Here is a 14,820-nt window from a genome sequence, read left to right on the forward strand (position 1 = left end):
CAAGTGAACGAAGGTAACTCCCTCCGTAATAAACATATAGCGCATGGGGGGACTTGCCACAAGACCCCCGTCATGCTTCAGACTCACTCGCCGTAGCCGAAACCTGGCGAAATGGGAGTCTGTGTCAACTCAGGGTCATGAAGAAGAGCTGCGGTCCGAGCGCGAATACGTCGCCGGGCTCTACGCGCGCCTGGACGCCGAACGCGCGCGGGTGAAGGGGGAGTTCCAGGCCGCGCTCGGGGGAACCGGCGGGACGGCCATGGAGCGGGACGTCGAGGTCCGTGCGCTGGCGAGGGAGTCGCGGCGGCTGGACGTCGTGGACAACGGCTTGTGCTTCGGCAGGCTGGACAGTGTTTCGGGGGAGACCTCCCATATCGGCCGCATCGGTCTCTTCGACGAGGAGAACGACTACGAACCGGTGTTGCTCGACTGGCGGGCACCGGCGGCGCGCCCGTTCTACACCGCGACGGCGGCGACGCCGGAGAAGATGCGCCGTCGCCGCCAGTTCCACACGCACGGACGTGAGGTGCTCGGGTTCACCGACGAGGTGTTCGGCCGCCCCGGTGGTGACGCGGAGGGGGACGCGGCGCTGCTCGCGGCCGTGAACGCGCCGCGCGGGGAGGGGATGCGCGACATCGTCGCGACGATCCAGGCCGAGCAGGACGAGATCATCCGGCACGAGCACCCCGGGGTGCTGGTGATCGAGGGTGGTCCGGGTACCGGGAAGACCGTGGTGGCGCTGCACCGCGTCGCCTACCTGCTCTACACCCAGCGCGAGCGGATGGAGCGACACGGCGTGCTCGTCGTCGGGCCGAATCCGGCGTTCCTGCACCACATCGGCCGGGTCCTGCCGTCGCTGGGCGAGACCGACGTGGTGTTCATGACCACCGGCGACTTCGTCCCCGGCAAGCACGTCACCGCCGAGGACGAGCCGGAGGTGGTGCGGCTCAAGGGTTCGCTGAAGATGCTGGACGTCCTCAAGGCGGCCGTCGCGGACCGGCAGCGGCTGCCGGAGGAGCCGATGCCGATCGACCTGACCGACGTCACCGTCCGGATCGACGCCGAGACCGCGGAATGGGCCAGGGACGAGGGCCGCAAGAGCGGGCTGCCGCACAACGAGGCCCGCGCGGTGTTCACCGACATCGTCACCTACGTGCTCACCGAACGGGCGATCGCGCGGATCGGCCGGGGCTGGCTGAGCCGGGACGAACGCGACGAGTGGGAGCGGCTGCGCAAGGACCTGCTCAAGGAACTGGCGGAGAGCGAGGCGTTCACCGCCGCGCTCGACGCGCTCTGGCCGGTGCTCACGCCGGAAGCGCTGCTGGGGTCGCTCCTCGCGTCGGAGGACCGGCTGCGCGCGGCCGGTGCCGATCCGGCGTTGCTGCGCGCCGACGGCGAGGCGTGGACGGTGTCGGACATGCCGCTGCTCGACGAACTCGTCGACCTGCTCGGCCGCGACAAGACGGCGGAGAAGGCGGCTGACCGGACGGTCGCGCGGGAGAAGAAGGCCGAGGCCGAGTACGCCGAAGGTGTGCTGGACACGCTGAAGCTGGACCGCGAGGAGATGGACGAGGACATCATGCTGTCCGCGGAGAACCTCCTCTTCGCCGACGAACTCGCCGACCGGTTCGTCGAGCACGACACGCGCAGCCTGGTCGAACGCGCCTCCGCGGACCGGGACTGGACCTACCGGCACGTCGTGGTCGACGAGGCACAGGAACTGTCCGAAATGGACTGGCGGGTGCTGATGCGCCGCTGCCCCAACCGGTCGTTCACCGTGGTCGGCGATCTGGCGCAGCGCCGGTCCGAGGCCGGGGCGCGGTCGTGGGCCTCGATGCTGGAGCCCTACGTGCCGGGCCGCTGGGTCTACCGGTCGCTGACGGTGAACTACCGCACGCCCGCGGAGATCATGGCCGTCGCCGCTTCGGTGCTCGCCGAGTTCGCTCCGGATGTGCGGGCGCCGGAGTCGGTCCGCGCCAACGGGGTCCAGCCGTGGGCGCGGCAGGTCACCGGGGATTCCCTGGCCGGTGCCATCGAGGAGTTCGTCAAGGACGAAGCCGGGCGTGAAGGCACCAGCGTCGTCATCGGACCGCCCGGCGTGCCGGGGACGGTGCCCGCGTCGGAGACGAAGGGCCTCGAGTTCGACGCCGTCCTCGTCGTGGACCCGGACCGGATCCTCGCCGACGGTCCCCGTGGCGCGGCCGAGCTGTACGTCGCGCTCACCCGCGCGACGCAGCGACTCGGCGTCCTGTACCGGGAGGCTCTGCCGGAGGCGCTGAAGGACGCTTTCCCCGCATGAGACGCGACGAAAGCGTCCTTCACCGCGTCAGATGCGGTGAAGGACGCTTCAGCTCACTACCGGGTCGGGTCCTTGCCGTTCGGCTGCCGCGGCCCGGGACCCGGCGACCACCAGCCGGGGACGACCTTCTCGCCGTGGATGATCGTCGGCGCGATCCCCTCGGTGAACGGTTCGACCTGCAGCAGCTGTCCCCACGACTGGCTCGGCTGGCCGATCAGATAGCTGGGCACCTCGGGTTCGTCCGCGACCTCTTCGAGCCAGCCGATCGGGCCGCCGTTGGTGCTGGACGCCCAGTTCGCCTCGTCGGCCACGGCGCCGGCCGTGATCCGGTAATCCGGCATCTTCGAGATGCCGTCGTGTGAGGTCACCGGCTGCACGCACGGGTAGACGAACGACGCGGGCCAGTCGACGTACACCTGCTTGCCCGCGATCTTCTCGGTCAGCGTGGTGAACGTCGGCACGCGCGGCGCGGACGCGGCGATCCAGCCGTCCTCGGTGAGGTCGTTGTCGACGATGTTGATCCGCACGGAGGTCGTCTCGGCGGGGAGGTCGCGCAGATTGATCCGGGTGTCGTTCCAGCCGTTCGTCCCCGCGCCCGGCGGGAGCACGAACTGGCTGCGGACGACCTTCACGCCTTCGCCGGTGTTCACGCCGTAGTCCAGGCTGACCGACGTCGGCCGCCGCGCCGCGCCCGCGGTGGCGACCACGATCTGGCCGTCCGCGGGCTTTTCGGCGAGGGCGTACCAGTCGCTGCGCAGCCGTCCGGCGCGGGTTTCGGGGTCGAGGAAGCTGCTCCACATCGGCACTTCGTCGGGTTTGAACCCGTGCGGCGGCTCGGCAAGCGGATCCTTGTCGTCGATCGCGCGGGTGTGGAACCCGGTCTGCACGCGGCCGTTGTCCTGTTCCGGATCGGGCAGCGGCGGCGGGGTCTGCCCGGCGGGCGGCTCCTCCTTCTTCACCGGCACCGTCCGCTGTTCGGGCTGGGCCCGCAGGATGCTGGTCGCGGCGTCCCGTTCCACCATCACGTGGTCGGAGAGGTTGCAGCTCTTGCCGGACAGATGACCGAAGTTCGCGGCGCCGAGGCTGTAGGAACCGGCCTGGTTGTGGATCGCCCACGCCATGCTGACGAACTCGCCCGTGGCCATCAGACCGCAGACGACCACCAGCGAGAGCGACCCGAGCCGCAGCGACCGGCTCCGCCCCTCCTGCGGTCCCGCTGGCAGGCCCGGCCGGTGCGCGCGGACGTTCTCCACGAACGCGTAGATCCCGGCGATCGCGGCCGCGCCCAGCAGGATCGTCGACAGCGGGATCCCGCCGATCGACGGCGCCACCGCGGTCCACTGCACGCCGAGTTTCGAGACGAACCAGTAGGAGTTGGGCCCGGTCGCGGCCAGCGCGCCCACCACGAGCAGCCCGGCCAGGAACGCCGCCCGGTTGCGCCGGGACCGCAGCACCGTCGAACTGGTGGCCAGCGCGGTCAGCGCCGCCATGGCCGCGCCGACCGCGGCGAAGGCGCCGAAGTGATGCGTCCACTTGGTCGGGGTCAGCGCGAGCAGCAGGAAGAACAGCGCGACCGTGCCGATCAGGCGACGGCTGGGGCCGAGCGCGGCGCCGGGGATCCGGCCGCGGCGCAGCAGCACCACCAGGCAGGTCCCGGTGCACAGCAACACGAGCAGCACGGGGAACCGGCGCGGCACCGAACCGTCCGGCAGGCTCTCGAAGAGCAACTGGTAGCGCGCCAGTTCCTGGAACCACGACAGGTTCGGGCCGACCTGCGTGCGGATCCGGGTCGCCTCCTGGACGGTGGCGAAGGTCTGGTCGGCGAACACCACGACCAGCACCAGCAGCCCGGCCGCGAGCACCGGCGCGAGTACCGGCAGCCAGCCGTTCTCGGCGCGCTGGCGCACCAGTTTGAACAGCGGTCGGGCGGCGACCAGGAACGGGGCGACGGCGATCAGCCCGGTCGGCGTCGCGGCCAGGGTGAACCCGGCGGCGGTGAGGCCGAGGGCCAGCGGCAGCAGGCGGCGGGTCACCAGCGCGCGCTCGACGGCGCAGATCGCCAGCAGCGAGCCCAGCGCGGCGACCGGTTCCGGCCGGACCCCGTTGTTGAACGGCATCCACCAGACCAGGAACACCGCGGCGGCGGCCCAGCCCGCGGCGCGGCTCGTCCGGACCTGGGTGCCGAGGCGGGGCATGACCTCGCGGCTGATCAGCAGCCAGCTCAGCACGCCGAGCAGGAACGACGGGAGCCGGATCCACGGCGGCACCGTGCTGACGTGCGCCATCAGCTGGTACACGTGGTAGAACCAGCCGAACGGCGCCTCGGCGACGCCGAACCAGCGGTGGTAGTTCGTCAGGTAGCCGGTCTCTTCCGCGACTCTCGACATCGTGAGGATGTAGCCGTCGTCGGAGGTGACCGGGCCGATGAAGACCCAGGCGCCGAGCGCGATGATCACCGTCGCGTCGCGGGCGGTCAGCCGCCACCAGCCGACCGGCGCCCAGCGGGGCGCGCGGCGCGCGAATCCGGAGTCCATCCGCCACACCGCGATCAGGCAGCCGATGAACGACAGCGCCGCGATCACCCCGATGATCCACTTCAGCACCGTGGGCGAGGTCTGGTAGCGGGTGTCCGGGACCACCGAGACGTGCAGGCCGTCGATCGGGTCCTTGCCGGCGTTGAGCGACGAGTAGATCCCGACCAGTCGTGGCCGGACGTCGCCCTCGGCGTGGAACACCGTGGTCTTGGCGACGGTCACCGTCATCTGGTTCGCGTCCGCCGTCAGCTTGACGTCGCAGGTGTTCTCCGGCAGCGGCTGCTGCACGATCTGCTGGCCCTGGCTGGAGGCGAGCAGCACCCCGTTGTCGATGCGCAGCTGCAGGCCGACACCCTTGCCCGCACGCGGGTCGGTGCGGCCGTCGGGCACGGTGGAGAACAGCAGCGCCGGGCCTTGCGTGCGCGCGTCCAGCGAACGGATGGTCGGGCACGGCAGATCCACGCGCAGGTCCTGTGCCCAGTACCCGGTCAAGGGCGCGTTGACGGAGCGGGTGTCGCCGGCCGTTGGCCAGACGACCTCCGCTGTGTCCTGCACCACCGGCAGGAAGGGGAAAGCCAACGCGCACAAGGCGGACAGCAACCCCAGCGTGACAGCGATCAGACGCATCGGCGCAACGCTAACGGGTCTGGTCCGAACGGCTTACGCAGGGCTGCCCTTGGTCGTGACACCGAGCCAGGTTAGGGCGTCACGAACGGTCGTCACGCTGGCCGTTCCGGGTCGCGGAGGCCGCCGGACGACGACCACGGGGAGGCCGATTTCGCGGGCGGCGGTGAGCTTCGCCGCGGTCATCGCGCCGCCGCTGTCCTTGGTGACGAGCACCTCGATGCCGTGCCGCTCCATCAGCGCGCGTTCCTTCTCCACCGTGTAGGGGCCCCGGTCCAGCAGGACCTCGTGCCGCCGGGGGAGCGGCACCTCGGGCGGGTCGACACAGCGGATCAGGAACCAGAGGTCGTCCAGCCCGGCGAAGGCGGCGAGCCCCTGCCGCCCGCTGGTGAGGAAGACGCGTTCGCCGAGGTCCGGGAGCAGGCGCGCGGCGTGGCCGAGGTCGTCGGCCCAGTGCCAGTTGTCGCCGGGTTCCTCGGTCCAGCCGGGTCTGGCGAGCCTGAGCAGCGGCGTGCCCGTCATGCGGGCGGCTTCGGCCGCGTTGGCGCCGATGCGCTCGGCGAAGGGGTGGGTGGCGTCGATCAGCGCGTCGACGTCGTTCTCGGTCAGCCACCGCGCGAGACCTTCCGGGCCACCGAAGCCGCCGACGCGGACTTCGCCGTCGGGCAGTTTCGGCCGCGCGACCCGGCCCGCGAGCGACGACACGACGTGCTCGCCGCGCGCCACCAGCTCCGTCGCCAGCTCGCGGGCTTCACCGGTGCCGCCCAGGATGAGCAGCGTCATCGAGCCACGGCCGCGCGCCACCGTTCCAGCGTGCGCAGGTTGGCGAGTGTCTCGGCCCAGGTGAGTTCGGGCGCCTGCCGGTCGGCGAGATGCGCGGCCACGTGGTCGGCTTCGCGAGCAAAGAGGCCTTGAGTCGCTTCGACCTCGATCACCTCGGGCTCGCCGCCCTCCGGCGTCAGGACGATCTGCGACGTCTTCGGCTTGCGCATTTCGTGGATCCACGCCGGTTTCGGCACGTACAGCTGTCCTTGCGAGCCGTAGACGCGGATGTGGTCGTCCTGGGTCAGCTGGAAACCGCACGCCAGCTGCGCGAGGATCCCGCCGGGCAGCCGCAGCAGGCCGAACGCGACCTCGTCGACGCCGTTCTCGTCGAGCCTCGCCATCCCGAGGACCTCTTCGGGCTCGACGACGTCCTGACCGGTCGCGGCCTGCGAGACCAGCCGCGCGAGCGAAGTGCAGTAGCAGCCGACGTCGAAGATCCCGCCGCCGCCCAGCGCGGGATCGGTGAGCCGGGGAGTGGCGAAGTTGTAGCTGAAGGCGACGTCGACGGCGCGGACTTCGCCGATGGCGCCGTTGGAGATCAGTTCGGCGAGCCGCCGGATCTGCGGGTGCAGCCGGTACATGAACGCCTCCATGAGGAAGACGTCGTTGGCGCGCGCCGCTTCGATGACCTTCTCGGCTTCACTGACCGAGACCGTCAGCGGTTTCTCGCACAGGATGTGTTTCCCGGCCTCGGCCGCGCGGATCGCCCACGCGCCGTGCAGCGGATGCGGCGTCGAGATGTAGACCGCGTCGACGTCCGGATCGGCGAGCAGATCCTCGTAGGAGCCGTAGCATTTCGGGACTTCGAAGCGCGACGCGAACTCGGCCGCCCGGTCGCCGGATCGCGCGGCGACGGCCTCCAGCGCGCCGCGCTTGCTCTCGTCGACGCCCGCCGCGAACTCGGCGGCGATGGTCCCGGCGGCCAGGAGGCCCCAGCGCAGTTCCTTCATAACGACTCCGGTTGGTTCGCGCGATCACGGGTGGCCGAGTACAGGAAGCTGTCGGGAAACCCCTCGGCCGCGAGGACTTCGCCGACGAAGATCATCGCCGCCCTGGTGATGCCGGCTTCGCGGGACTGCGCGGCGATGGTGCCGAGGGTGCCCCGCAGCACCTGTTCGCCGGGCTGACTCGCCAGCGCCACCACGGCCGCCGGGCAGTCCGCCCGATAGAAGGGCAGCAATTCGTCGACTACTTGCTCGACGCGGTTGATCGCCAGATGCAGTGCGAGCGTGGTGCCTGTCCGCGCGAAGTTCTCCAGTGTTTCACCCGGCGGCATGGCGGTGGAACGCGCCTGCGCCCGGGTGATGACCAGGCTCTGGCCGACTTCGGGCACGGTCAGTTCGCGGCTGAGCAGCGCGGCCGCGGCGGCGAACGCGGGCACCCCGGGCGTGACGTCGTAGGGAACGCCGGCGGCGTCGAGACGGCGCATCTGCTCGGCGACCGCGCTGTAGATCGACGGATCACCCGAGCACAGCCGCGCGATCTCGTGGCCCTTCTCATGCGCTTCGACCATGCGCTCGACGATCGCGGGCAGAGCGAGGTTCGCGGTGTCGATGAGCACCGCGTCGCCGGGGCAGTGCTCCAGAAGCGCTGTCGGCGTCATGCTGCCTGGGTACAGGCAGGTCCCGCAGCGGCCGAGCAGGTCACGGCCTCGCACGGTGATGAGGTCGGCGGCGCCGGGGCCCGCGCCGATGAAGTGCACTGTCAAGGTTTGCTCCGATAGGTCCACTGTGTCACGGCCCGCGCCGGGGTCCAGCCGGTGAATCCGCCCAGCGGCGCCGCCTGTTCGACGCCGATCCGGATCAGCTCACCACCGTGTTCGGTGTACGCGCGGGCGAGGGCCTGCTCGGATTCGAGCGTGACGCCGTGCGCGACGATCCGCGCGCCGGTCGCCAGGCAGGCGTCGAGGACACCGGGCACGGTCAGCCCGCCGCCGATGAAGATCGCTCGCGGCTCCGGCAGTCCTGCGAGCGCTTCCGGCGCGGCCCCGAGCACCACTTCGAGTTCCGGGACGCCGAGCGTGTGCGCGTTCCGGGTGATCCGCGCGCCCCGTTCCGGCGACCGCTCGATCGCGATCGCCCGGTTCAGCGGATGCGCCCTCGACCACTCGATCCCGACGCTGCCCGCGCCCGCGCCGACGTCCCACAGCAGTTCGCCGGGCGACGGCGCGAGCCTGGCCAGCGCGGACGCGCGGAGGTCGCGTTTCGTGAGCTGGCCGTCGTGCTCGAAGGCGTCGTCGGGCAGACCGGTCAGCGGCAGCGCGGGGCCGTCGGCCTCGATGGCGAACACGGTCAGCGTGCCGGGCCCGACCCGCTCGTCGGGCCCGCCGAGATCGGACAGGGCGGTGACGCGGCTCTTGCCGTAACCACGGGCTTTGAGCAGGTCGAGCAGGTCTTCGGCGTTCGCGCCGAGGACGAGGATCTTCCGGCCGGGCGCGAGCGCGCGGCTCACCCGGCCGATCGCGCGGCCGACGACGGTGACCACCTCGGTCTCCTCCGCCGCCCAGCCGAGCTTCGCGCGGGCGAGCGTCACCGAGGAGAGCGCAGGCAGGATCTCGACGTCGTAGCCGCGCTGGACGAGCGTCGTGCCGATGCCGGACAGCAGGGGATCGCCGCTGGCCAGCACGCAGACACGGCCTTCGCGTTCGGCGAGGAAGTCGTCCAGGCCGGGAAGAAGCGGGCTCGGCCACGGTTCGCTTTTCACCCCGGCGGGCAGGTACGCGAGCTGACGCGGAGCGCCTACGACCACGTCGGCGTTCATCACCGCTTCCCTGGCCTGCGATGACAGGCCGGGCCAGCCGTCGGCCCCGATACCGACCACGGTCAGGGGTGATTTTTCGCGCACCTCGGTCACGCTAGACGACGGATTTCCTATGCGATGATCGGCCAGAGGTCGTCGACGACAGGAGTGCTGTGAAGCCGTACCCGTTCACCGCCGTTGTGGGGATGCCGGATCTGCGCCTGGCGCTGGTGCTTTCCTCCATCTCGCCCGCCGTCGGCGGGGTGCTGGTGCGCGGGGAGAAGGGCACGGCGAAGTCGACGATGGTGCGTGCGCTGGCCGGTCTGCTGCCCGGCGTCGACGTCGTGGACGCGTGCCGGTTCTCCTGCGATCCCGTCGAACCCGACCCGGCCTGCCCGGACGGCCCGCACGCCGAGGGTTCGCCCGCGCACCGCCGTCCCGCGCGCCTGGTGGAACTGCCGGTCGGCGCGGCCGAAGACCGCGTGATCGGCTCGCTGAACCTGGAACGCGCCCTGGCCGACGGCGTCACCGACTTCCAGCCCGGTCTGCTCGCCGCCGCGCATCGCGGGTTGCTGTACGTCGACGAGGTCAACCTCCTGCACGATCACCTGGTCGACACGCTGCTCGACGCCGCCGCCATGGGACGCGCGACCGTCGAGCGTGAAGGCGTCTCGGTGTCGCATGCGGCCCGGTTCGTCCTGATCGGCACGATGAACCCCGAGGAAGGCGAACTGCGGCCGCAGCTGCTGGACCGCTTCGGCCTCACCGTCGAGGTGGCGTCCAGCCGGGATCCCGAACTGCGCGTCGAGGTCGTCCGGCGGCGGCTCGCCTACGAGGCGGATCCCGACGGCTTCGCCGGGCAGTACGCCGCGGCCGACGCCGAACTGGCCGCGGACATCGAGGCGGCGCAACGGCTTCTGCCGTCGGTCAAGCTGCCGGATGACGCGCTGCGGCAGATCGCCGAGGTCTGCGCGTCGTTCGAGGTCGACGGCATGCGCGCGGACATCGTGACCGCCCGGACCGCCGTCGCGCACGCCGCCTGGGCAGGCCGGACCGAGGTGACCACCGACGACGTCCGGGTCGCGGCCCGGCTCGCGCTGCCGCACCGCCGTCGCCGCAATCCCTTCGACGCGCCCGGAATCTCCGAAGAGCAGCTGGAACAGGCGTTGCAGGACGCCCAACCGGAAGGACCCGGCCCCGACGATGACGGTCCCGGTCCCGGTACCCCGCCGGAGGGCGGCGAGGCTTCGGGTCCGCCGCCGTCGGAGGGCGGCCAGGAACCTTCGGGCGGTGGGCAGAGCGGCGGTGACCAGAAGCCGGTCGGAGCCGGGGAAGCGTTCCGTGCCAGGCGGTTCGAGGTGAAGGGCACCGGCGAGGGCGCCGCCGGGCGGCGGTCCAGGGCGATCACCGACAACGGCCGGACCATCGGCGTCCAGCCCGCCGGGGTGAAGGACGGGCATCCGCATCTGCTCGCGACCGTGCGCGCGGCCGCGCCGCATCAGCGCTCCCGCGGCCGGAGCGGCGCCGGACTCGTGGTGCGGCCCCAGGATCTGCGGTTCGCGCGGCGGGAAGGGCGCGAGGGCAACCTGGTGCTGTTCTGCGTCGACGCGTCCGGTTCGATGGGCGCGCGGCAGCGGATGCGCGAGGTCAAGACCGCCGTGCTGTCGTTGCTGCTCGACGCCTATCAGCGGCGGGACAAGGTGGGCCTGGTGACCTTCCGCGCCTCGGGGGCCGAACTCGCGCTCCCGCCGACGATCAGTGTCGACGCCGCGGCGTCCCGTTTGGACGGTCTCGCGACCGGCGGCCGGACCCCGCTGGCGGAAGGGCTCCTTGAAGCGGCGAGGGTTTTGCGCATCGAAGCGGTCCGCGATCCGCTGCGCCGACCGCTGCTCGTCGTCGTCACCGACGGCCGCGCGACCAGTGGCGCCGATGCCGTCAAGCGGGCACAGCAGGCGGCCGGGCTGCTGGCCGGCAACGTGACTTCGATCGTGATGGACTGCGAGAGCGGCAAGATGCGCCTCGGGCTCGCCGCGGAACTGGCGGAACACCTTGGCGCGGAACATGTTCCGGTCGCCGAGGTCGCCGCCGACACGCTCGCGGGCGCCGTCCGCAGCCGTATCTCCGGAAAGGCGGCGTAATGCCACAGGGCAAACCGGAAACCGTGCCCGCCGACGGGCTCACCACCCGTCAACGCCGCAACCGGCCGCTGCTCGCCGTGCACACCGGCGAGATGAAGGGGAAGTCCACGGCCGCGTTCGGGATGGCGTTGCGCGCGTGGAACCAGGGCTGGTCGATCGGCGTGTTCCAGTTCGTCAAATCGGCGAAATGGCGCGTCGGGGAGGAAGCCGCGTTCCGTGCGCTCGGCAAGCTGCACGACGACACCGGCCAGGGCGGGCCGGTCGAATGGCACAAGATGGGCGAAGGCTGGAGCTGGGCGCGCAAGTCCGGGTCCGAGGAGGACCACGCCGCCAACGCCCGCGAGGGCTGGGCCGAGATCAAACGCCGTCTCGCCGCCGAAACCCACGACTTCTACGTCCTCGACGAGTTCAGCTATCTGCTCAAATGGGGCTGGCTCGAAGTGGACGACGTCGTCTCGGCACTGACGGAACGCCCGGGGCACCAGCATGTGGTGATCACCGGCCGGTACGCGCCGCCCGAGCTGATCGAGGCGGCGGATCTGGTCGCCGAGATGACCAAGGTCAAGCATCCGATGGACGCCGGGCAAAAGGGCCAGCGAGGCATCGAATGGTGAATCGCGTGGTCATCGCCGCGCCCGGATCCGGACACGGCAAGACCACGATCGCCGCGGGGCTGATGGCGGCGTTGCGCGCGCGGGGGCTGAAGGTGTCCGGGCACAAGGTCGGCCCCGACTTCATCGACCCGAGTTACCACGCCCTCGCGACCGGGCGGCCCGCCCGGAACCTCGACCCGTTCCTGCAGGGTGAGGACCAGCTGATCCCGTTGCTGCTGCACGGTTCCGCCGGGGCCGACATCGCGGTCATCGAAGGCGTGATGGGCCTGTTCGACGGCGCGCTCGGCACCGAGGGCTACGCCTCGACGGCGCATGTCGCCCGGTTGCTGGACGCGCCGGTCGTGCTCGTCGTGGACGCCTCGGCCGCGTCGCGCAGTGTCGCGGCGACCGTGCTCGGGTTCGCGCAGTACGACACCCGCGTCCGGCTCGCCGGGGTGATCCTCAACAAGCTGGGCTCCCAGCGGCACGCGGACGAGATCGTCACCGCCCTGGAGGCGACCGGTGTCCCGCTGCTGGGAACGTTGTACCGCAACGAAGAGATCCACGCGCCCAGCCGTCACCTCGGTCTCGTGCCCGCCGCGGAACGGGCGGGCGAGTCGGAGCGGCTGCTGCCGGAACTGGCCGGGTGGATCAGCGAAGGCGTCGACCTCGGCGCCGTCGTGCAGGTCGCGCGCTCGGCGTCCCGGCTTTCGGGGGAGCCTTGGAGGCCGCCGCTTTCCCATGACGGCCCGCGCACGGTGGTCGCCGCCGCGGCCGGTCCGGCGTTCACCTTCCGCTACACCGAGGCGGTGGAACTGCTCGCCGCCGCCGGTGTCGACGTCGTCGATGTGGATCCCTTGCAGGACAAGGAACTCCCCGAGGGCTGCGCGGGACTGTACTTCGGCGGCGGTTTCCCCGAGGTGCACGCCGAAGAGCTGTCGGCGAACGTCGGCCTGCGGACGGCGGTGGCGCGCGCCATCGGCGACGGGATGCCCGTCGTGGCGGAATGCGCGGGGCTGCTGTATCTGTGCCAGGACATCGACGGGCTGCCGATGACCGGCGTCCTCGACGCTTCGGCCACCATGACCAAACGCGGGAAACTCGGCTACCGCAAGGCGTTCTCGCCCGCGGACAGCGTGCTCGCCGTCGCGGGCCAGCGCGTCACCGGGCACGAATTCCACCGTACGATCGTCGAACCCGGCAGCGGGCCGACGCCTGCCTGGGGCTGGGACCGCACGCCCGACGGGTTCGCTTCGGCGTCGCTGCACGCGTCGTACCTGCATGTGCACTGGGCAGGCTATCCCGAACTCGCCGAGCGGTTCGCCGCCGCGGTGCACGCCCATGGCTGAGTACGATCTCTGGCACCACGGCGATCGCGAGGTCGGCGACGGCCTGGTCGACCTCGCCGTCAACGTCCGGCTCCCCGCGCCGCCCGCCTGGCTGCGGGCCGAACTGGCGGCGGCCCTAAACGATCTGGCCGCGTATCCGGACGTCACCGCGGCGACCGAGGCCGTGGCTTCCCGCCATTCCCTGCCACAGTCGCGGGTGCTGGTGACTTCCGGCGCGGCCGAGGCGTTCACCTTGCTGGCGACGGCGCTGCGGCCTTCCCACGCCGTCGTCGTCCACCCGCAGTTCACCGAGCCCGAAGCCGCTTTGCGGGCGGCGGGCCATTCTGTGCACCGGGTCCTGCTGTCGCCGGATGACGGTTTCCGGTTGCGCCCGGTTCCCGAAGAGGCGGATCTGGTGTTCGTCGGGAACCCCACGAACCCGACTTCGGTCCTGCACCCGGCGGCGGATCTGCTCGCCTTGAGACGTCCTGGCCGCTTGGTCGTCGTCGACGAGGCCTTCCTCGACGCCGTCCCCGGCGAGACGGAAAGCGTTGCGGGACAACCGGGTTTCGCCGTCCTGCGGAGCCTGACCAAGACGTGGGGAATCGCCGGGCTCCGCGCTGGTTACGTACTGGCCGACGAGTCCGTTGTGGACAGTCTGCGCGCGGTACAGCCGCCGTGGTCGGTGTCGTCGCTCGCCGCCGTCGCCGTGGTGGCCTGCTGCCGTCCGCCGGCGCTGGAAGAGGCGGAGAAGCTGGCGGTGACGGCCGAAGCCGACCGCGAGTACCTCGTTTCCGGCCTGACCGCACTGGGCGTCGAGGTGCTGGGGGAGCCGCGGGGGCCGTTCGTGCTCGTGCGGCTGCCCGGCGCGGACGGCGTCCGGGACCGGCTGCGGAAGGCCGGGTTCGCCGTCCGGCGCGGGGACACCTTCCCGGGACTGGACACGCGATACCTGCGGATCGCGGTGCGGGACCGCCCCACGGTGGACCGCTTCCTTACGGCGTGGCGAGCGGTGTCGTGAGTGGTAATGACGGTTAGAACCGTCATTACCACTCACGAGCCGTCAAGTGCTTGGATGAGCCGGTGAACTTCGTGATCGGCGTCTTCGATCTCTTCGCCTACACCATCCCCGGCGCGCTGTACGTCGCGTTCTTCGGCTACCTCGGCACGAAGCTGCACATCCTGACAGCGGCGAGCGTCGGCGGCGTGCCCACGGTGGTGCTGGTCGTCGTGATCGTGGTGCTGAGCTTCCTGCTGGGCTATCTGGCCTATCCGCTCGGCGACGCGATGGAGCGGATCGTGCCACGCCGACGGCAGCGGATCCCCGCCGAGGAGTTCGTCCGCCGGATGCCCTCGGCCAAGGATCGCGCGTACCTCGAGGAGAGCCCGCATCTCCTGCTGGGTGCGCTGCAACTGCACGACAAGGAGGTCGCGGGTGACGTCACGCGGCTGCGCGCCTCCGGCCTCATGGTGCGCAACTGCGCGCCACCGCTGCTGTTCGGGGCGATCGCGGCGATCGTGGAGATCTTCGCGGGCAAGCATCCGTTCCTCGCCGCCGGGATCGCGGTCCTGCTCATGTTCGCGTCGATCACCCTGATCGCGCAGGGCCGCAAACTCGGCCTGTGGGCCGGGATGAAAACCCTCGAACTGTGCTTCTGGCTCCCGGAAATCGACGAAAAGCTAGCGGCGGCCCGGGAACCCGCGGCCCCACCGGCACCTGACCCCGCGTAGGTGGTCGTG

At 71.1% G+C, this 14,820-nt stretch carries 11 protein-coding genes; 6 read left to right on the forward strand and 5 right to left on the reverse strand.

Annotated elements, in window-relative coordinates:
- The first annotated feature begins 121 nt into the window (after positions 1-121).
- The gene (helR, locus tag L324_RS00930) at positions 122-2,299 is read left to right on the forward strand and encodes an RNA polymerase recycling motor ATPase HelR (RefSeq protein ID WP_173426332.1); all 2,178 of its coding nucleotides are present in this window, start codon (positions 122-124) and stop codon (positions 2,297-2,299) included.
- A 56-nt stretch (positions 2,300-2,355) separates the two neighbouring features.
- Here the strand turns inward: helR and L324_RS00935 are convergent, their stop codons facing one another.
- From L324_RS00935 to L324_RS00955, 5 genes are read right to left on the reverse strand one after another with little or no spacing between them, the layout of a single operon-like run.
- Positions 2,356-5,460, reverse strand: coding sequence for an arabinosyltransferase domain-containing protein (locus L324_RS00935; RefSeq protein WP_081736151.1), 3,105 nt, complete (start codon positions 5,458-5,460; stop codon positions 2,356-2,358).
- A gap of 33 nt (positions 5,461-5,493) precedes the next feature.
- Positions 5,494-6,240, reverse strand: coding sequence for a cobalt-precorrin-6A reductase (locus L324_RS00940; protein WP_037303415.1), 747 nt, complete (start codon positions 6,238-6,240; stop codon positions 5,494-5,496).
- Positions 6,237-7,232 carry a Gfo/Idh/MocA family protein gene (locus tag L324_RS00945; RefSeq protein ID WP_037303359.1) on the reverse strand — a complete coding sequence of 332 codons (996 nt, stop codon included), beginning with the start codon at positions 7,230-7,232 and terminating at the stop codon, positions 6,237-6,239. The genes L324_RS00940 and L324_RS00945 overlap by 4 nt, the downstream gene beginning before the upstream one ends.
- The gene (gene cobM / locus L324_RS00950; protein ID WP_037303360.1) at positions 7,229-7,990 is read right to left on the reverse strand and encodes a precorrin-4 C(11)-methyltransferase; all 762 of its coding nucleotides are present in this window, start codon (positions 7,988-7,990) and stop codon (positions 7,229-7,231) included. Before cobM ends, L324_RS00945 begins: the two co-directional genes overlap by 4 nt.
- A complete protein-coding gene (locus tag L324_RS00955) occupies positions 7,987-9,135 on the reverse strand; it encodes a bifunctional cobalt-precorrin-7 (C(5))-methyltransferase/cobalt-precorrin-6B (C(15))-methyltransferase (RefSeq protein WP_037303361.1) in 1,149 nt (382 codons plus the stop codon). The genes cobM and L324_RS00955 overlap by 4 nt, the downstream gene beginning before the upstream one ends.
- 59 nt (positions 9,136-9,194) lie before the next feature.
- Here L324_RS00955 and L324_RS00960 point away from each other — a divergent pair, with 59 nt between their 5' ends.
- The 5 genes from L324_RS00960 to L324_RS00980 all read left to right on the forward strand — a co-directional run bounded on the left by L324_RS00960 (position 9,195) and on the right by L324_RS00980 (position 14,811).
- Positions 9,195-11,159, forward strand: coding sequence for a putative cobaltochelatase (locus tag L324_RS00960; RefSeq protein ID WP_037303362.1), 1,965 nt, complete (start codon positions 9,195-9,197; stop codon positions 11,157-11,159).
- On the forward strand, positions 11,159-11,773 hold the full coding sequence (gene cobO, locus L324_RS00965) for a cob(I)yrinic acid a,c-diamide adenosyltransferase (RefSeq protein WP_037303363.1): 615 nt from the start codon (positions 11,159-11,161) through the stop codon (positions 11,771-11,773). Before L324_RS00960 ends, cobO begins: the two co-directional genes overlap by 1 nt.
- Entirely contained in the window at positions 11,767-13,101 is a 1,335-nt protein-coding gene (locus tag L324_RS00970) for a cobyrinic acid a,c-diamide synthase CobB (protein ID WP_037303364.1), read from the forward strand. Before cobO ends, L324_RS00970 begins: the two co-directional genes overlap by 7 nt.
- Complete coding sequence (gene cobC, locus L324_RS00975; protein ID WP_037303366.1) at positions 13,094-14,101, forward strand: Rv2231c family histidinol phosphate aminotransferase CobC; 1,008 nt, start codon at positions 13,094-13,096, stop codon at positions 14,099-14,101. The genes L324_RS00970 and cobC overlap by 8 nt, the downstream gene beginning before the upstream one ends.
- Before the next feature lie 62 nt (positions 14,102-14,163).
- Entirely contained in the window at positions 14,164-14,811 is a 648-nt protein-coding gene (locus tag L324_RS00980; RefSeq protein WP_037303367.1) for a hypothetical protein, read from the forward strand.
- Positions 14,812-14,820: the final 9 nt, after the last annotated feature.

The sequence above is a fragment of the Amycolatopsis orientalis DSM 40040 = KCTC 9412 genome (assembly GCF_000478275.1).
Lineage (GTDB): Bacteria > Actinomycetota > Actinomycetes > Mycobacteriales > Pseudonocardiaceae > Amycolatopsis > Amycolatopsis orientalis.

Excerpts from the sequence above, each read along its gene's own strand:
- L324_RS00935 (WP_081736151.1), bottom strand. The coding sequence starts at position 5,460 with ATGCGTCTGATCGCTGTCACGCTGGGGTTGCTGTCCGCCTTGTGCGCG.
- cobC (WP_037303366.1), top strand. The coding sequence starts at position 13,094 with ATGGCTGAGTACGATCTCTGGCACCACGGCGATCGCGAGGTCGGCGAC.
- L324_RS00940 (WP_037303415.1), bottom strand. The coding sequence starts at position 6,240 with ATGACGCTGCTCATCCTGGGCGGCACCGGTGAAGCCCGCGAGCTGGCG.
- cobO (WP_037303363.1), top strand. The coding sequence starts at position 11,159 with ATGCCACAGGGCAAACCGGAAACCGTGCCCGCCGACGGGCTCACCACC.
- L324_RS00970 (WP_037303364.1), top strand. The coding sequence starts at position 11,767 with ATGGTGAATCGCGTGGTCATCGCCGCGCCCGGATCCGGACACGGCAAG.
- L324_RS00945 (WP_037303359.1), bottom strand. The coding sequence starts at position 7,232 with ATGAAGGAACTGCGCTGGGGCCTCCTGGCCGCCGGGACCATCGCCGCC.